This window comes from Aliirhizobium wenxiniae (assembly GCF_014201355.1).
Classification (GTDB): domain Bacteria; phylum Pseudomonadota; class Alphaproteobacteria; order Rhizobiales; family Rhizobiaceae; genus Neorhizobium; species Neorhizobium wenxiniae.
Map to the genome: position 1 here is coordinate 298,659 of NZ_JACHEG010000001.1, position 18,447 is coordinate 317,105.

Below are 18,447 nucleotides of genomic sequence, written 5' to 3' on the forward strand. Positions count from 1 at the left end.
CTGCGGGCGCAGGGGCCTTTTGCGCCCTGAACGTCGCCCAGGAGAGAGGGCTTTCAAGATGAACATATCCCGCTTCTTTATCGACAGACCGGTGTTTGCCGGGGTCCTGTCCATTCTCATCGTGGTTGCCGGCTTGCTGGGACTGCGATCGCTGCCGATCTCGGAATATCCGAATGTCGTTCCGCCATCCGTGGTGGTGAAGGCGACCTATCCGGGTGCGAACCCGAAGGTCATCGCCGAAACCGTAGCAACGCCGCTCGAAGAGCAGATCAACGGCGTCGAGGACATGCTCTACATGTCCAGTCAGGCAACGTCCGACGGCGTCATGACGCTGACCGTCACCTTCAAGCTCGGCACCGACCCCGACAAGGCGCAGCAGCTGGTGCAGAACCGCGTCAGCCAGGCGGAACCCCGTTTGCCGACCGAAGTGCGTGCGCTCGGCATCACGACGGTGAAAAGCTCGCCGGACTTCATCATGGTGGTCAATCTCGTCTCCGATACCGACCGCTATGACCTGACCTATCTGCGTAATTACGCGACGCTCAATATCAAGGATCGTCTGGCCCGTATCGAAGGCGTCGGCCAGGTGCAGATTTTTGGTGCCGGCGACTATTCGATGCGCATCTGGATCGATCCGCAGAAGGCCGCAGCGCTTTCGCTCGCGGCCAGTGACATTACCGAAGCAATCCGCGGACAGAACGTTCAGGCAGCAGCAGGCACGATCGGTGCATCGCCATCGCTCAAGGGTGTCGATCTACAATTGAACGTCAATGCACAGGGCCGTCTGACGACGCCGGAACAGTTCGGTAATATCATCGTCAAGACCGGCTCGAACGGTGAGATCACGCGTCTTCGCGACGTTGCCCGTATCGAACTCGGCGCTGCCGATTATTCGCTGCGGTCGCTTCTCGACGGCCAGCCGGCGGTGGCCATTCCGGTCCTGCAGGCTCCCGGTTCCAACGCGATCGAAATCGCCGACCAGGTTCGCTCCACCATGGACGAACTGCAGAAGGCGATGCCGGAAGGCGTGAAATACGAGATCGTCTATGACACGACCAAGTTCGTGCGCTCGTCGATCGAGAAGGTTCTGGATACGCTTCTCGAAGCGATCGCACTGGTCGTTCTCGTCGTTATCATCTTCCTGCAGACATGGCGCGCCTCGATCATTCCGCTGATCGCGGTTCCGGTCTCGGTCATCGGCACGTTTGCGGTCATGTATGCCTTCGGCTTCTCGATCAACGCGCTGACCCTGTTCGGGCTTGTGCTGGCAATCGGTATCGTCGTCGACGATGCGATCGTTGTCGTCGAAAACGTCGAGAGAAATATCGAAAATGGCCTAAGTCCCCGTGAGGCGACTTACAAGGCGATGAGCGAAGTGTCCGGTCCGATCATCGCGATCGCGTTGGTTCTGGTCGCGGTCTTCGTTCCGCTTGCCTTCATCACCGGACTGTCGGGCCAGTTCTATCGCCAGTTCGCGCTGACGATCGCCATCTCGACAGTCATCTCGGCGATCAACTCGCTGACGCTTTCTCCGGCTCTGGCTGCCCTTCTTCTGAAGGATCACCATGCGCCGAAGGACTGGCTGACGCGCGGCATGGACAAAGTGTTCGGCTGGTTCTTCCGCGGCTTCAACCGAGTTTTCGGTAAGGCGGCCAATGGTTATGGCCGCTCGGTCGGCGGGCTTCTATCGCGCAAGAGCATCGTCATGGTAATCTATCTGGCGCTGGTCGGTGCGACCTACAGCATGTTTGCGGCCGTTCCTGGCGGTTTCGTGCCGGCGCAGGACAAGCAGTATCTGATCGGCTTCGCCCAGCTTCCCGATGGCGCAACGCTCGACCGGACAGAAGACGTGATCAAGCGGATGAGCGATATCGCGATGGAACAGCCGGGCGTCGAACATGCGATCGCATTCCCGGGCCTGTCGATCAACGGTTTCACCATCGGCTCCAATTCGGGCATCGTGTTCGCCGTGCTTGACGATTTCGACAAGCGCACCACGCCGGAGCTTTCGGGCGGCGCCATCGCCATGGCGCTGAACCAGAAATATGCCGGTATCCAGGATGCGTTCATCGCCATGTTCCCGCCACCGCCGGTCAACGGTCTCGGCACGACGGGTGGCTTCAAGTTGCAGATCGAGGATCGGGCCGGCTACGGTTACGAGGCTCTCGACGAGGCAACCAAGGCCGTCATGGCAAAGGCCATGGCTGCACCGGAACTGACCGGCGTGTTCTCGAGCTTCCAGATCAACGTGCCGCAGCTCTACGCAGACCTTGATCGTGCTCGGGCCGAACAGCTTGGTGTGTCGGTGCAGGACGTGTTCGAAACGCTGCAGATCTATCTCGGTTCGCTCTACGTGAACGACTTCAACGCCTTCGGCCGCACCTATAGCGTCCGGGTTCAGGCGGATGCGCAATATCGCGCCAAGGCCGAGGATATCGGCCAGCTGAAGGTCCGTTCACAGTCGGGCGAAATGATCCCGCTCTCGGCACTGCTGAAGGTCGATGCATCGGCTGGTCCGGAACGGACGACCCGTTATAACGGTTTCCTGTCGTCGGATATCAACGGCGCTCCGGCACCGGGCTATTCGTCCGGTCAGGCGGAAGCAGCGATCACCAAGATCCTGGCGGAAACGCTGCCTTCAGGCATCGATTTCGAATGGACGGACCTGACCTACCAGCAGATCCTTGCCGGCAATTCGAGCCTCATCGTCTTTCCGCTGGCCCTGCTGCTCGTCTATCTCGTGCTGGCTGCCCAGTATGAGAGCCTGACACTGCCGATCGCGATCATCATGATCGTGCCGATGGGTGTCCTGGCGGCGCTGACAGGCGTGTGGCTGACCGGTGGCGACAACAACATCTTCACCCAGATAGGATTGGTGGTGTTGGTGGGGCTATCGGCAAAGAACGCGATCCTGATCGTCGAGTTCGCCCGTGAACTCGAACTTGCCGGAAGGAAGCCCTTCGAGGCCGCAGTCGAGGCAAGCCGGTTGCGTCTTCGCCCGATCCTGATGACGTCGATGGCGTTCATCATGGGCGTGGTGCCGCTCGTGATCTCGACGGGTGCGGGTGCGGAAATGCGTGCCGCCATGGGTGTTGCCGTCTTCTCCGGCATGATCGGCGTCACCTTCTTCGGCATCTTCATGACACCGGTCTTCTACATCCTGGCGCGGCTTCTCACGGGCAACCGTCCGCTGCGGAGCCACGGCACCGAGGTTGCGCCTACTCTCTCCCCGGCAGAGTAGGTCGCACGGGCCGCGCGGACATCTCTCTCCGTCCGCGCGGCATTTTTATTTTGATCAAAGTGTTCCGCCGTCGATGACCAGCGTCTGCGAGGTTATGGCGGCGGAGGCGTCTGAGGCGAGGAACAGGCAAGGGCCGACAAGATCGGTTCCGTCGAGCGTTCGCTTGAGGCATTGCCGGTCGATCATTGCGGCGATGCTTTCATCCGTCAGCCACAGGCGCTTCTGTCTTTCGGTAATGATCATGCCGGGAAGGATCGCATTGACCCGGATCCCGTCAGGGCCAAGCTTTCCGGCGAGACTTTTGGTCAGCCCGATGATACCGGCCTTGGCCGTCGTATAAGCCGGCATCCGGCCGGTATTGAGCAGATACGAGATCGACGAGAAATTGACGATCGCCCCGCCGCCCGCTTCTTTGATGAACGGCGCGGCCGCCTGAGAAACGAAGAACATCTGCTTCAGGTTGATCGCCTGGCTCTTGTCCCAATAGTCCTCGGTAACTTCCGCCATTTCATGCCGGTCGTCCCAGCCTGCATTGTTGACCAGAACGGAAAGCGAGCCCAGGTGCTGGGCAGCTTTACGGACGGCGGCTTGAGCCTCGTCGACTTTAGAAAGATCTGCTCGGACGAATACCGGTTTGTGATCTACGTCTTTTGCCAGTCGCTCGGCCAGCTCCCGGCTGGGCTCCTCGGCGATATCGATGAATGCGACCCTGACGCCCTGTTTGGCGAAACCTTCGACGAGTGCTGCGCCGATTCCCGAGCCGCCGCCGGTAATCAAGACGCCGCGCCCACTGAGATCGGCATGGCTTACGGATGGGTATGTCAAATGATCCTCCCTTTGATGTCCCGCGGCAAACTTACGCCAGGGTGCTAAAAAATCACGGGATTATTTGCGCCTGCGTCACTGGCGGGATAGTCATGGAGATCCCGCCATCTACCACTCATTTCGAGAGGAATTCCTTTGTCTTTTGCCGCTTCCGCCAAACCTGTCCTACCGTCGCGCGACTATGCCGCCTTTCTGTTCGATATGGATGGAACGATCCTGACGTCTACCGCGGCCGCAGAGCGTGTTTGGGGCAAATGGGCGGAAGGAATGGGCCTCGATGTGGAGAAATTCCTGCCGACCATGCACGGCCGTCGCGGCATCGACACGATCACCGATCTGAACCTGCCCGGCGTCGATCCGATCGTCGAAGCGGAAAAAATTCTACAGGGAGAGATCGATGACGTGGAAGGCGTTGTTGCGCTTGGCGGCGCTGCCGAATTCCTGAAGCAGCTGCCGGTCGAGCGCTGGGCGATCGTCACATCGTCGCCGCTGGAACTGGCCAAGGCGAGGCTCGCGGCTGCAGGTATCCCGGTGCCGAAATATCTCGTCACGGCGGAAGACGTCACCATCGGCAAGCCCAATCCACAGGGCTATCGTCTCGGTGCCGAACGGCTCGGTTTCAGCTCAAGCGACGTGCTCGTGTTTGAGGATGTACCGGCTGGCATTCAGGCCGGCGAGGCGGCAGGGGCCGAGGTGATGGTGATCACAGCCACCCACAGCCATCCGGTTGAAGGCGGGCAGTACCGTATGACCGACTACAGCGCCGTCGCCCCACATGTCGCGGGCGACGGCCGTCTGTCATTCCAGGCCAGGTAATCAAGGTTAGGCCGACTGGCTGGCGGTGCGCATGAACTGCACCGTGGCCAGCCAGAGCACTGTACCCAGGACGAGAAGGCAGCCAGCGATCACGTACTGGATCGGATCGCGGCCTGTCCAGGGGCCGGCGAAGAAGGCGCAGGTCAAGGCACCCAGCACCGGCAGGATGGTCGGCGTGCGAAAGTGCTTGTGGCTTACCTTGTCTTTCCTGAGGATCAGTACGGCAACGTTGACGATTGCAAAGACGCAGAGCAGCAGCAGCGCCGTTGTGCCGCCCAGCTCCTTCACGCCGCCTGCAAACAGGATCAGCGCCACCGCGAGCAGCGATGTGAAGATGATCGCGATGTATGGGGTGCGGCGCGCCGAATGAACCTTGCCGAGCGAAGCGGGCAAAACGCCTTCGCGGCTCATGCCGTAAAGGAGGCGGCTAGCCATCATCATGTTTATCAGCGCCGAATTTGCGACGGCAAACATGGTGATTACGGCGAAGACACCTACAGGAAAGGCGGGCGCCCCGGCCTGGATGACCTTCAGGAGTGGCGTCTCACCTTCGCCCAGTTCTGCAGCCGGCACCAGCGTGATGGCCGAGATTGCCACCAATACGTAAATGGTGCCGGTGATCGCGAGACCGCCCAGGAGAACCTTGGGAAAGATCTTGCTGGGTTTCTTGCATTCCTCGGCCATGTTCACCGAGTCTTCGAAGCCAACCATGGCGAAAAAGGCAAGCGTGGTTGCCGCAACGACCGGCCAGAAAGTTCCTCCACCCTCGGGTGCTTCAAACGTCCATGCGCGTGACACGTCACCCTGTCCACCGGCTATAGCCCAGAGGCCGATGCCGATGATCAACAGCAGACCGGTCAATTCGACGACGGTCAGGAGCACGTTCAATTTCACGCTTTCGCCGACGCCGCGAAAATTGATCGCCGCAACGAGTGCGATGAAGCCGACCGCAATCAGCGGCACGCCGAAGGAGCCGACGTCCAGCCCGAGAGAAGTCGAGAAGTTGGCGGCAAATGCGCGTGATGCAGTGGCGGCTGAAGTGATGCCGGACGACATGACTGCGAAGGCGACGAGGAAGGTCACGAAATGAATGCCGAAAGCCTTGTGGGTGTAGAGCGCCGCACCGGCTGCCTTCGGATATTTTGTGACCAGTTCGAGATAACTGCAGGCAGTGAGGAGTGCGACGACGAAGGCGATCAGAAACGGCAGCCAGACGACACCACCGACTTCTGCCGCCACCTGTCCGGTCAGCGCGTAGATGCCGGTCCCGAGCACATCGCCGACGATGAACAGAAGCAACAGTCCGGGACCCATGACCCGTTTCAGTTCTCCACGTTCCTCATCGTCCCCGGTCGGTTCGATTGTGTTGTTCATCGTCTGGCTCCTCCACATGCATCGATTTCGAACGCATTAATGGCGGCAGCCCAAGCATTGTTCCCTCCGCCATCATTTCGCAACAATTTGCGACGGTCATTGCGCTTGTCCGGTGGACTCACCACCTTCAGACGTGCAAGCCCCAAACGGAGATGTTGTCGATGCGTTGGTTTCGATCTCACTGCCGAAGCGACGCCATCGCAGACGCTTCGGATGTCATCGCAGCAGAGCCAGGTTTTGGCGAGGCGCAGTTGTCGGACATCCTGCATTTCCTTCGCTCATGGGTGAGTAATCCTCTGCGCGTGGGAGCGGTTGCCGCATCGGGCGAAACGCTCGCCAGGCTGATCACTCAGGAAATCGACGGCTCTGCCGGGGCGGTGATCGAGCTTGGACCCGGGACGGGCGTATTTACCCGCTCGCTTCTGGCGCGCGGCGTGAGCGAGGATGACCTGACGCTGATCGAATACGGCGATGAATTCCTGCCGCGGCTGAAGCGTCGTTTCCCGAAGGCGCGCGTCTTGCAGATGGATGCATCGAGATTGCGAAAGGCGCATCTTTTCGAGGAGCCGAGTGTAGGCGCTGCGGTCAGCGGACTGCCACTTCTTTCGATGTCGCCGCGCAAGCAAACGGCGATCCTGGCCGGCGTATTCGCCTATCTGCGGCCAGGAGCATCACTTTATCAGTTCACCTATGGGCCGCGCTGCCCGGTGCCGCGACGAATTCTCGACAGGCTGGGGCTGAAGGCCGTGCGTGTCGGCGGCACGGTGCGCAACATTCCGCCTGCTGCGGTCTATCGAATTTCGCGCCGCCGGCCCTTCGATTTCACGCCCAGTGCAGAGTGACCCAGGCGAGAACGGCATAACGGGCCGCCTTGCCGATAAACACAAGTAGCAGGAAAGTCGGCAAAGGTTCGCGCAGGACACCCGCCACGACAGTCAGCGCATCACCGCCGATCGGCAGCCAGCTGAACAGAAGTGACCATTTTCCATAACGTCGATACCAGGCCTGCGCCTCTTCCAGCTGTGCGGATTTGACCGGAAACCAGCGCCGGTCCTTGAACCGCTCGATGCCGCGCCCAAGAAGCCAGTTGACCGCGCCGCCGAGCGTATTACCAACCGAGGCCGTGAGCAGCAGCGCCGCAACGGAATGCTCACCGGTCAGCAGCAGGCCAACAAGGATAGCCTCCGATTGCATGGGCAGGATCGTCGCTGCGATGAGTGCCGAAAAGAAAAGCCCCGCATAGGCGGCAAGCTCCAGAACCATGAAATCAATCACTCCAGGCGAGCGTGGATAGCAAAAGGGGCGGAATTCGATCCGCCCCTTCGCATGTCTGTCTATGTCGGGATCAGGCCTTGCTGATGCCCTTGGTGTCTTCTGCAACATCGTCCGCCGGCTTCTGTGCCCGGTGACGGGTGCGCCAGTCCCCGAGGAAGAGCAGGATCGGGGCTGCGATGAAGACCGACGAGAGGGCGGCAACCGCGATACCGAAGACCATCGGGATGGCGAAGCTCGACACGGCACTGCCGCCCCAGATTGCCATCGGCAACATGCAGAGGAAGGCGGTGGCGGAGGTGTAGAGGCTTCGTGCCAGCGTTTCGTTGATCGACAGGTCGATCAGGTCACGCAACGGCATCTTCTTGTAGATACGCATGTTTTCGCGCATGCGGTCGTAGACGACGACCTTGTCGTTGACCGAGTAGCCGACAAGCGTCAGCACCGCGGCGATAGCGGTCAGGTTAAAGTCCAGACCGGTGATGGCGAAGAAGCCGACGGTTTTCGTGATGTCTAGGATCAGGGTGACGATCGCGCCGACCGCGAACGGCCATTCGAAGCGCACCCAGATATAGATCATCATCGCAATCGAGGCGAGGAAGAGCGACAGGAAGCCTGCGACGGCAAGCTCACCCGAAACCTTCGGGCCGACGACTTCGGTGCGCTCCACCTTGGCGGTCGGATCGATCTTGATGACTTCAGCCTTGAGCGCCTCGACGGCAACGGTCTGTGCCTGTTCGCCGCCTTCCTGACGTTCGACGCGAACCAGAACGCGGTTATGCGCGCCGAATTCCTGCAGGCCGACTTCGCCGAAACCGAGTTGGTTGAGACCGGAGCGGAATGCCGCAAGATCGGCTTCGTTCTGCGTCACGACTTCCATCTGGATACCGCCGCGGAAGTCGACGCCGTAGTTCAAGCCGGGCTTGAAGAACAGGAAGACAGAGGCGATGGAAAGCACGATCGAGACGCCGATGCCGATGTAACGGCCACGCATGAAGCGGATCTGGGTGCCGTCCGGCACGAGGTTGATCGGCAGGAGCGGCTTGATTTCGATCTTCTTCAGCTTGCGGCGGGCGGTGATGGCGATCATGGCGACGCGCACGACCGATACGGCCGTGAACATCGAGATCATGATGCCGAGGCCCATGGTGACGGCAAAGCCGCGAACAGGGCCGGAGCCGAACCAGAAGAGCAGAACGGTGGCGATGAGAGCCGTGACGTTGGAGTCGACGATGGTCGAGTAGGCGCGGGCAAAGCCCGCATCGATTGCCGCAAAGGCACTCTTGCCCTTGCGGGTTTCTTCCTTGATGCGCTCGTTGATGAGAACGTTGGCGTCAACCGCGAGGCCGATACCGAGCACGACACCGGCGATGCCGGGCAGTGTCAGCGTCGAGCCGATCAATGTCAGGCCGGCGAAAGTCAGGATGACGTTGATGAGCAGCGCAGTGTTGGCGAGGATGCCCCAGAAGCCATAGAGAAAGAACATGAAGCCGACGACCAGGACGAAGCCGAGGAAGCCGGTGAAAATGCCCATTTCGATGGCGTCGGAACCGAGGTCGGCGCCAACGGTGCGTTCTTCGATGACGGTCAGCTTGGCGGGAAGCGAACCGGCGCGCAGCAGAGCTGCTAGCGTGGTGGTTTCCTGAGGCGTGAAGCTGCCGGAAATCTGGCCGGAGCCGCCGGTGATCGGCGTCTGGATGGTCGGAGCGCTCAGAACCTTGTTGTCGAGAACGATGGCGAAGGGACGGCCGACATTCTGTTGGGTGATCTGGGCAAAACGGGTTGCACCGGCGCTATCGAAGCGGAATGTGACGATCGGCTGCTGGGTCTGCTGCTCGAATGCGGCGCGCGCATCCGTCAGACGGTCACCGGAGAGTTCGACGCGATCGAGAACCGGATACTGCTGGCCACGCTCGTCGGAGAGCATGGTGACACCGGGTTCGCCGGGGTTGCCGAGCAGGTGGAAGCTCATCTTGGCGGTCGAGCCGAGAAGCTGGCGCAGGCGCGACGGATCCTGTTCGCCCGGAAGCTGGACGAGGACGCGGTCAGAGCCGACGCGCTGGATCGTCGGTTCGGCAACGCCGACCTGGTCGACACGCTGACGGATGATTTCAAGGCTCTGTTCCACGGCACCGGCGATGTGGGCATTGATGCCCGCTTCGGTCTGGGCGATCGAGATCGAGTTTTCGCTTGGCGTGGTGATCGAAAGGTCGGAACTGCCGACCGAGCCGAGACCGACCGGGTTGGACAGCGTCTGCAACTCGGTGACGGCCTGATCGCGCTGGGCGGGATCGCGCAGCGTCACCAGGATAGCATCGCCGGCACGACGGATGGCAGAGGTGTTGATGTTCTTGTCGCGCAGGACGCGACGCGTGTCCTGCGTCAGGCTCTGGATGCGCTCGTTGATCAGATCGGCGCGATCGACTTCCAGAACGAGATGCGAGCCACCGCGAAGGTCGAGACCCAGCGATACGCGGCTATGGGGAAGCCAGGACGGCATGCGGTCCAGTGTGGACTGCGGAATGACATTCGGCAGCGCCACCAGAATGCCGATGATGATGATGAGAGCATAGCTTCCCACCAACCACGGAGAGTTTCTCATTGTCTAGATCCTGTTTGGCCCGGACCGATCAGCGGTCGGCATGGCCGTCAAATTTCGTGCCGTGAGGCGAATGTCCCTATCAGGTCGATACCGGCGGTGCGCGGGGCAGGGCGCTCGGCCAATCATCCCCGGCAATCACAGCATTGTTGTGACCCGATGCCCGGGCGGTAGCGTAGTTTACGGCCGGAAGGGCGACAAATTGCTGGGCGGGAAGGCCCTCGTCGGTGGAGGCATGCGTGCCTGCACCATCCTTGCGCTCCGCAATCGAGACTGCACGCAAGGGGTCGCGCTTGGTCAGCACCGGGGAACGGTCAGAGCCGTCATCCACCGGCCTTGCCGATGTGGCGATCTCGGCATTACGCGGAGATCCGGCGAGTAGACCGAAGAGAGCAATCAGGAATGCGGCGGCGAGAACCGGCAGGCGCGCAAGATCGGCTTGCACGCGTCCACCCTTTTTCCGATTTCGCAGCGGGAATACCGCCATCCGCACCTGCTCCGGACATTAGAGATTCGGAATTATTTCCGAGCGAGGCCGCCTTCTAAAGGAAGGGGGCTTTTCGGTCAACAAAAGGGCCTCCGAGGAGGCCCTATGCATTCAGCGAATACGCTTGGCGGCCGGTTCCGGCACCAGTTCGCCCTGCAGGCGACGGTCGAGGTAATCTTCGCATTCGCCCATCAGCGTATCGACCTGACCGTTGAAGAAGTGATTGGCTCCCTCGACGATCTTGTGGGTGATCAGAATACCCTTCTGGGTCTTCAGCTTCTCGACAAGGCCGTTGACGTCCTTTTCCGGCGCAACCTTGTCCGAATCACCATTGATGATGAGGCCGGACGACGGGCAGGGCGCGAGGAACGAGAAATCGTAGATGTTCGGCTGCGGCGCGATCGACATGAAACCTTCAATTTCCGGGCGACGCATCAGAAGCTGCATGCCGATCCAGGCACCGAAGGAATAGCCGGCGACCCAACAGCTCTTCGAGTCTGGGTGCAGGCTCTGCACCCAGTCGAGCGCCGATGCAGCATCCGACAATTCGCCGGCGCCGTGATCGAATTCGCCTTGGCTGCGGCCGATCGAGCGGAAGTTGAAGCGCAGTGTCGTGAAACCGCGCTTCTGGAACATGTAGAAAAGTTGGTAGACGATCTGATTGTTCATCGTGCCACCGAACTGTGGGTGCGGATGCAGGATGATCGCGATCGGCGCACTCTTTTCCTTGGAGGGCTGGTAACGTCCTTCCAGGCGGCCTGCAGGGCCGTTGAAAATCACTTCGGGCATTGGTACTCCGGTCAATCGTGTTTGGTTCCAACTTGCGCTTGCCGTCGAGTTTGACTTGACGAAGGCGCTCAGCTTTTCTAGAACTCAGTTTAGAACCATTCGAAACTTAGGCATGCGACAGCAATGCCTGTTGCGAAGTCTCATAAGGCAAGCGCAGTTGAGATTTCAACTAAAATGAGGATTCCGCGCACCGCGTGGAGTTCAATTCTATTGAACGACGAGGAAGTGCGGCTAGGCAATGGCTTTGCAGAGGACATATCTCGACTGGAATGCGACGGCTCCGCTATCGGAAGCCGCGCGTCTCGCGATGGTTGAAGCCTTCTCCTTGCCGGGAAATGCGTCCTCCGTACATAGCGAGGGAAGGGCGGCGCGCGCTGCTGTCGAAAAGGCAAGGCGTCAGGTCGCAGCGCTCGTCGGGGCTGAACCTGCACATGTAACCTTCACGAGCGGCGCGACAGAGGCATCCAGCCATGTCCTTACGCCGGATTATCGCATGGGCCGTGCGCCCGTTACGGTATCGCGTCTTTATGTTTCCGCCATTGAGCATCCGGCGATCCGCGAAGGCGGCCGCTTTGCGCCGGATCAGGTGACGGAAGTGCCGGTAACGCCCTCAGGCATCGTTGATCTTGCCGCCCTTGAAACGCTTCTCGTCAATCATGATCCGGCTTCCGGCCTGCCGATGGTGGCCGTGATGCTCGTCAATAACGAGACGGGCATCATCCAGCCGGTGGCCGAGGCGGCAGCGCTTGCTCACAAGTATCGCGGCCTGATGGTGGTTGATGCGGTACAGGCGGCTGGGCGCATCGCGCTCGACATCGACGCGCTGGATGCAGACTTCCTGATCATTTCCTCGCACAAGATCGGCGGCCCGAAAGGTGTCGGCTCGCTCATTTCCCGTGGCGAAGTGTTGATGCCGCGGCCGCTCATTCGAGGCGGCGGCCAAGAAAAGGGTCACCGCTCGGGGACGGAGAATTTTCACGCAATCATCGGCTTCGGTGCGGCGGCTGAAGTGATGTCTGAGGATCTGGAAAGCCGCAACGGCCGAATCGGTGAATTTCGCAACGCGCTCGAGCAGGCTATGGTGGAGGCCGCTCCGGATGTGGTCATACACGGGTTAGCCGGTCCGCGCGTTGCCAATACCAGCTTTTTCACGCTTCCGGGACTGAAGGCCGAAACCGGTCAGATCGCCTTCGATCTTGAAGGTATCGCTCTTTCGGCGGGGTCTGCCTGCTCTTCCGGCAAGGTCGGGCAGAGCCATGTCCTCACCGCGATGGGTCTCAATTCCGATGTCGGTGGCCTGCGTATTTCGCTTGGCCCGGCAACGACGCAAACCGAGATCGAAAGAGCCATCGCAGCGTTCGGGAAGATCGCCGGCCGGCGCAAGCTGCCAGGTCAGGCCGCGTAGCGGCTTCGAGAATTGGCGGAAAAGCAATTTTCTGCTTGCCAAAAGGTGGGAAAATCGCCTTTTGGCCCTTACATGGGGGAGGCCTTGTTTTCCCCGCAAGACTGACGGAATTGCCGGAATTTGAACCGGCAAAATTTGGAGACTGAAGATGCCTGCTGTCCAGGAAACGATCGATCAGGTCCGTGGGATCGATATCGATCAGTACAAATACGGCTTCGAGACAGTTATCGAAGTGGACAAGGCTCCGAAGGGGCTTTCTGAAGATATCATCCGCTTCATTTCGGCCAAGAAGCAGGAGCCGGACTGGATGCTTGAATGGCGTCTGGATGCCTACAAGCGCTGGCTGACGATGGAAGAGCCTACCTGGGCTCGTGTCGAGTACCCCAAGATCGACTTCAACGATATCTACTATTATGCCGCACCCAAGAACGTGACCGGCCCGGTATCGCTGGACGAAGTCGACCCGGAACTGCTGCGCACCTATGAAAAGCTCGGCATTCCGCTGCGCGAACAGGAAATCCTGGCCGGCGTGCAGACCTCCAAGGTCGCCGTCGACGCGGTGTTCGACTCGGTTTCGGTCGTCACGACCTTCAAGAAGGAACTCCAGAAGGCCGGCGTGATCTTCATGTCGATCTCGGAAGCCATCCGCGAGCATCCCGAACTGATCAAGCAGTATCTCGGTTCGGTCGTGCCGACGACGGACAATTATTACGCGACGCTGAACGCTGCGGTCTTCACCGACGGTTCTTTCGTCTTTGTACCGAAGGGCGTTCGCTGCCCGATGGAACTGTCGACCTACTTCCGCATCAACGAGAAGAACACCGGCCAGTTCGAGCGCACGCTGATCATCGCCGAAGAAGGCGCATACGTCTCCTATCTCGAAGGCTGCACCGCACCGCAGCGCGACGAAAACCAGCTTCATGCTGCCGTCGTCGAACTCGTTGCTCTGGATGACGCCGAGATCAAGTATTCGACCGTGCAGAACTGGTTCCCAGGCGATAAGGAAGGCAAGGGCGGCATCTACAACTTCGTCACCAAGCGTGGCGATTGCCGTGGTGCGCGCTCCAAGATCTCCTGGACCCAGGTTGAGACCGGTTCGGCGATCACCTGGAAATACCCGTCCTGCATCCTGCGGGGTGACGACAGCCGTGGCGAGTTCTACTCCATCGCGGTTTCCAACGGTCACCAGCAGATCGACTCAGGCACCAAGATGATCCATCTCGGCAAGAACACGTCGAGCCGTATCATTTCCAAGGGGATTTCGGCGGGCGTTTCGCAGAATACCTATCGCGGCCAGGTGTCGATCCACCGCCGGGCGGAAAACGCCCGCAACTTCACCAACTGCGATTCGCTTCTCATCGGCGACAAGTGCGGCGCGCACACTGTGCCTTACATCGAGGCGAAGAACCAGTCGGCGCAGATCGAACACGAGGCGACCACCTCGAAGATTTCCGACGACCAGAAATTCTATGCCATGCAGCGCGGCATTCCGGAAGAAGAGGCGATCGCACTGATCGTCAACGGCTTCGTCAAGGATGTCATCCAGCAGCTGCCGATGGAATTTGCGGTAGAAGCCCAGAAGCTGATCGGCATCTCGCTTGAAGGCTCCGTAGGCTAATTGGCCGTCATCTGAATTATCGCGTCACCACGCGTCACTGAAAAACATCCGGAAGGATAGACTTATGCTTGAGATCAAGAACCTGCACGCCCGCATCGCCGAAGACGGCACCGAGATCATCCGCGGCCTGAACCTGACCGTGAAGCCGGGCGAGATAGCCGCCATCATGGGCCCGAACGGGTCGGGCAAGTCGACGCTGTCCTACATCCTGTCGGGCCGCGAGGACTACGAAGTCACCGAGGGTGACATCACCTATAACGGCGAGAGCATTCTCGAACTGGATCCGGCCGAGCGCGCCTCCAAGGGTATCTTCCTGGCCTTCCAGTATCCGGTCGAAATCCCGGGCGTTGCCACCATGCAGTTCCTCAAGGTGGCGATGAACGAGCAGCGCAAGGCTCGTGGCGAAGACGAGCTGACGACGCCGGACTTCATGCGCCGCGTCAAGGAAGCCGCCGAACAGCTTAAGATCGACCCGGCCATGCTGCGCCGTCCGCTCAATGTCGGTTTCTCCGGCGGTGAAAAGAAGCGCGCCGAAATCCTGCAGATGGCTCTTCTCGAGCCGACGCTCTGCATCCTCGACGAAACCGATTCCGGCCTCGACATCGATGCGCTGAAGATCGTTGCCGACGGTGTCAACGCACTCCGCTCGCCGGATCGTGCTGTGATCGTCATCACCCACTACCAGCGCCTGCTCGACTACATCGTGCCGGATACGGTCCACGTTCTCTACAAGGGCCAGATCATCCGTTCGGGCGACAAGGAACTGGCGCAGGAACTGGAAGCCAACGGTTATGCTGACGTAATCGAGACCGCGGCCTGAGACCGGGGAGGAATTGGCATGAACATTCAAGCTAACCAGCCAGCGGCCAAGCTCACGGTTGCCGAGACTGCGCTCGTCGAGGCTTTTTCCGCCCAGATCGGCGACCTGCCGGGCAATGGCGCTGTCGCAGGCACTCGCGACCGTCTTCTCGACGACCTGAAGACTGCCGGTCTTCCGACCCGCCGGATCGAATCCTGGCATTATACCGACCTGAAGAACCTGCTGCGGTCCGTGCCGGAGCAGGTCGCGGGCACCAAGGTTTCGTCCATCGCGCCGCTGGTCAAGGGTTCGACCGTGCTGCCGGTGCTGCAGGGCGCAGCCCATGCGGATGCCGAAATCGACGGCGTGACCATCACTGCGTTTCGTGATCAGTTGAGCGACGGCTCCGCCGTTGCCGGCCTGACAGCACTCGACAAGGACGATGCGATCGGCCGCCTGAACGGTTCGTTCGTGCGTGACGGCCTGGCACTCATCATTCCCGCCAATGCGGAAATCGAAGACGTCATCGAGTTGCAGGCTTCGCACGGCGAAGGCCAGATCCACACCCGCTTCCCTGTGTCCTTCGGTGCGGGTTCCAAAGCCACCATCGTCGAGCGTCACCGCTCGGAGACGGATGCCGCAGCACTCGTGTCGTCGATCAGTGATCTGACACTCGAAGACGGCGCGGAAATCACCTGGATCATCCTGCAGCAGCAGGGCGCGGCCGATACGCATCTGGCGCAGATCCGGGTCAAGCTCGGTGCCGAGGCGAAGCTTCGCCTCTACGTCGTTAATGCCGGCGGCAAGCTGGTTCGTCAGGAACTTCGTATCGAGGTTCAGGGCGAGGGCGCTGAACTGACGCTGCGCGGTGTCAACCTGCTCGGTGGCGACACGCATACGGATGTCACGCTGGTGCTTGGCCACAATGTGCCGCATACCAACTCGACGGAAACCTTCCGCAACGTTGTGTTCGACAAGGCAAGCGGCGTCTTCCAGGGCATGATCCGGGTTGCTCCGGACGCGCAGAAGACCGATGCGAAGATGGCATGCAACACGCTGCTCATGTCCGACGACGGCGATTTCTCCGTCAAGCCGGAACTCGAAATCTTCGCCGACGACGTCATCTGCGGACATGGCGCCACGGTTGCCGATATCGACCGCAACCATCTCTTCTACCTGATGGCGCGCGGCGTTCCTGAGAACAAGGCGCGTGCCATGCTGGTCAACGCCTTCGTCGCCGAAATCGTCGAGGAACTGGAAGAGGACAAGCTGGTCGAACCGCTGGAAGAGATCATTTCCGCCTGGCTCGACAAGCACGCCTGATATGATTGACGGAGGGGGCGCGGACGTCTCCTTCGTCATGCTCGGGCCTGCCCCGGGCATCTGCGACCGTTGAACCGGTTGCAACGTGATTGGATCCTCGGCACAAGGCCGAGGATGACGCAGTGGGTATGGCGACATAGATGCCGATCGTAACTGCGATATTTACGGTACTTCGCCCAGAAGCGCGATATGAAAGGGTCTGCAATGGACCAGACGACACCGTTGGCTTCCTATGACGTCGATGCGATCAGGCGGGATTTTCCGATCCTATCGACCCTGGTGCATGGCAACAAGCCGCTCGTGTATCTTGATAACGGCGCATCGGCGCAGAAGCCGCAAGTGGTAATCGACGCGATCGCCCATGCCTATTCCAGCGAATATGCCAATGTGCATCGCGGCCTGCACTTCCTGTCCAATGCCGCGACCGACGCCTATGAGGCGGCGCGCGAAAAGGTGCGCCGCTTTCTCAATGCCGGCTCGGTCGACGAGATCGTCTTCACCAGCAATTCGACCGCGGCGATCAACACGGTCGCCTATGGCTACGGCATGCCGCATATCGGCGAGGGCGATGAGATCGTCATCACCATCATGGAGCACCACTCCAATATCGTGCCGTGGCATTTCATCCGCGAGCGCCAGGGCGCCAAGATTACCTGGGTGCCGGTGGATGACGACGGTGCCTTCCATATCGAGGATTTCGTGAATGCGCTGACGGAGAAGACCAAGATGGTCGCCGTCACGCATATGTCGAATGCGCTCGGCACGGTCGTGCCGGTGAAAGAGATTTGCCGCATCGCGCATGAGCGCGGCATTCCGGTTCTCGTCGATGGCAGCCAGAGCGCCGTGCATATGCCGATCGACGTGAAGGATATCGATTGCGACTGGTTCGTGATGACCGGCCACAAGCTCTACGGCCCGTCCGGCATCGGCGTTCTTTACGGCAAGATGGATCGTCTGAAAGAGATGCGACCCTTCCAGGGCGGCGGAGAGATGATTGTCGAGGTGACGGAGGATTTCGTCACCTATAACGATCCGCCGCATCGTTTCGAGGCCGGCACGCCGCCGATCGTCCAGGCGATCGGGCTCGGTTATGCGCTGGACTATATGGACAAGGTCGGACGCGCGGCAATTGCTGCTCATGAGGCTGATCTGACGGCTTATGCCACCGAACGGCTGCAGGCCATCAACTCATTGCGGATCATAGGCAATGCGCCGGGCAAGGGCGGGATCTTCTCCTTCGAACTTGCCGGAATTCATGCCCATGACGTATCGATGGTGATCGACCGCCGCGGCGTTGCCGTGCGTGCCGGCACCCATTGCGCCATGCCGCTCTTGAAACGTTTCGGCGTCACCTCCACATGCCGCGCATCATTCGGCATGTATAATACCCGTGCCGAAGTCGACGCGCTCGCGGACGCACTCGACTACGCCCGCAATTTCTTTGCTTAAATTCAGCGAACTGACTGGGACATTTGAAGGCCATGGACCAAGACATACCGAAGTGGGATGCCCGCGAAGGGATCATCGAATCCGCAATTCCGGCGGACGAACTGGAGCGCCTGTCCGACGATATCATCGCAGCCCTGAAGACCGTCTATGACCCGGAAATTCCGGCGGACATCTTCGAACTCGGGCTGATCTACAAGATCGACATCGAAGACGACCGTATGGTCAAGATCGCCATGACGCTGACCGCACCGGGCTGCCCGGTTGCCGGCGAAATGCCTGGCTGGGTCGAAAATGCTGTGAGCGCGGTTCAGGGCGTATCCGGCGTCGAAGTCGAAATGACTTTCGATCCGCCGTGGACGCCGGAGCGCATGTCGGAAGAAGCGCAGGTCGCGGTCGGCTGGTATTGATAGCTTAGGCTGCTACGACTAAATTGATTGTCAGAAACGCCGG

The 18,447-nt window shown here is 60.1% G+C and carries 15 protein-coding genes; 9 read left to right on the top strand and 6 right to left on the bottom strand.

Annotation, left to right across the window (positions count from 1 at the left end):
* Positions 1-58: 58 nt before the first annotated feature.
* On the top strand, positions 59-3,241 hold the full coding sequence (locus HNQ72_RS01550) for an efflux RND transporter permease subunit (RefSeq protein WP_183989259.1): 3,183 nt from the start codon (positions 59-61) through the stop codon (positions 3,239-3,241).
* Positions 3,242-3,295: 54 nt separating this feature from the next.
* Here the strand turns inward: HNQ72_RS01550 and HNQ72_RS01555 are convergent, their stop codons facing one another.
* Positions 3,296-4,066 carry an SDR family NAD(P)-dependent oxidoreductase gene (locus HNQ72_RS01555; RefSeq protein WP_183989260.1) on the bottom strand — a complete coding sequence of 257 codons (771 nt, stop codon included), beginning with the start codon at positions 4,064-4,066 and terminating at the stop codon, positions 3,296-3,298.
* A 201-nt stretch (positions 4,067-4,267) separates the two neighbouring features.
* On the opposite strand from HNQ72_RS01555, the gene HNQ72_RS01560 reads away from it, so the two are divergent.
* Positions 4,268-4,882, top strand: a complete 615-nt coding sequence (locus HNQ72_RS01560; protein WP_183991213.1) for an HAD-IA family hydrolase — start codon at positions 4,268-4,270, stop codon at positions 4,880-4,882.
* A gap of 6 nt (positions 4,883-4,888) precedes the next feature.
* Here HNQ72_RS01560 and HNQ72_RS01565 read toward each other — a convergent pair whose 3' ends face one another.
* The gene (locus HNQ72_RS01565) at positions 4,889-6,256 is read right to left on the bottom strand and encodes an APC family permease (protein ID WP_244654263.1); all 1,368 of its coding nucleotides are present in this window, start codon (positions 6,254-6,256) and stop codon (positions 4,889-4,891) included.
* A 161-nt stretch (positions 6,257-6,417) separates the two neighbouring features.
* On the opposite strand from HNQ72_RS01565, the gene HNQ72_RS01570 reads away from it, so the two are divergent.
* Positions 6,418-7,098 carry a class I SAM-dependent methyltransferase gene (locus HNQ72_RS01570; protein WP_183989262.1) on the top strand — a complete coding sequence of 227 codons (681 nt, stop codon included), beginning with the start codon at positions 6,418-6,420 and terminating at the stop codon, positions 7,096-7,098.
* Here HNQ72_RS01570 and HNQ72_RS01575 read toward each other — a convergent pair.
* The 4 genes from HNQ72_RS01575 to HNQ72_RS01590 all read right to left on the bottom strand — a co-directional run bounded on the left by HNQ72_RS01575 (position 7,079) and on the right by HNQ72_RS01590 (position 11,403).
* A complete protein-coding gene (locus tag HNQ72_RS01575; RefSeq protein WP_183989263.1) occupies positions 7,079-7,519 on the bottom strand; it encodes a YqaA family protein in 441 nt (146 codons plus the stop codon). The genes HNQ72_RS01570 and HNQ72_RS01575 overlap by 20 nt on opposite strands.
* Positions 7,520-7,601: 82 nt before the next feature.
* On the bottom strand, positions 7,602-10,130 hold the full coding sequence (gene secD / locus HNQ72_RS01580) for a protein translocase subunit SecD (RefSeq protein WP_183989264.1): 2,529 nt from the start codon (positions 10,128-10,130) through the stop codon (positions 7,602-7,604).
* A 79-nt stretch (positions 10,131-10,209) separates the two neighbouring features.
* Entirely contained in the window at positions 10,210-10,572 is a 363-nt protein-coding gene (locus HNQ72_RS01585; RefSeq protein WP_183989265.1) for a hypothetical protein, read from the bottom strand.
* A gap of 153 nt (positions 10,573-10,725) precedes the next feature.
* Positions 10,726-11,403, bottom strand: a complete 678-nt coding sequence (locus HNQ72_RS01590; protein WP_183989266.1) for an alpha/beta hydrolase — start codon at positions 11,401-11,403, stop codon at positions 10,726-10,728.
* A gap of 238 nt (positions 11,404-11,641) precedes the next feature.
* Between HNQ72_RS01590 and HNQ72_RS01595 the strand changes: the two genes are divergently transcribed.
* From HNQ72_RS01595 to HNQ72_RS01620, 6 genes are all read left to right on the top strand, one after another.
* Positions 11,642-12,808: a cysteine desulfurase family protein gene (locus HNQ72_RS01595; protein ID WP_183989267.1), complete on the top strand. Its 1,167-nt coding sequence runs from the start codon at positions 11,642-11,644 to the stop codon at positions 12,806-12,808.
* A 148-nt stretch (positions 12,809-12,956) separates the two neighbouring features.
* Positions 12,957-14,426, top strand: coding sequence for a Fe-S cluster assembly protein SufB (gene sufB, locus HNQ72_RS01600; protein ID WP_183989268.1), 1,470 nt, complete (start codon positions 12,957-12,959; stop codon positions 14,424-14,426).
* A gap of 64 nt (positions 14,427-14,490) precedes the next feature.
* On the top strand, positions 14,491-15,246 hold the full coding sequence (gene sufC, locus HNQ72_RS01605; protein WP_148148439.1) for a Fe-S cluster assembly ATPase SufC: 756 nt from the start codon (positions 14,491-14,493) through the stop codon (positions 15,244-15,246).
* An 18-nt stretch (positions 15,247-15,264) separates the two neighbouring features.
* Positions 15,265-16,548: a Fe-S cluster assembly protein SufD gene (sufD, locus tag HNQ72_RS01610; RefSeq protein WP_183989269.1), complete on the top strand. Its 1,284-nt coding sequence runs from the start codon at positions 15,265-15,267 to the stop codon at positions 16,546-16,548.
* A 204-nt stretch (positions 16,549-16,752) separates the two neighbouring features.
* Positions 16,753-17,997 (top strand): cysteine desulfurase, encoded by a 1,245-nt coding sequence (locus HNQ72_RS01615; RefSeq protein ID WP_183991215.1) that lies wholly within the window; start codon positions 16,753-16,755, stop codon positions 17,995-17,997.
* A 32-nt stretch (positions 17,998-18,029) separates the two neighbouring features.
* Positions 18,030-18,404 carry an SUF system Fe-S cluster assembly protein gene (locus tag HNQ72_RS01620; protein ID WP_112511628.1) on the top strand — a complete coding sequence of 125 codons (375 nt, stop codon included), beginning with the start codon at positions 18,030-18,032 and terminating at the stop codon, positions 18,402-18,404.
* The last annotated feature ends 43 nt before the right edge of the window (positions 18,405-18,447 follow it).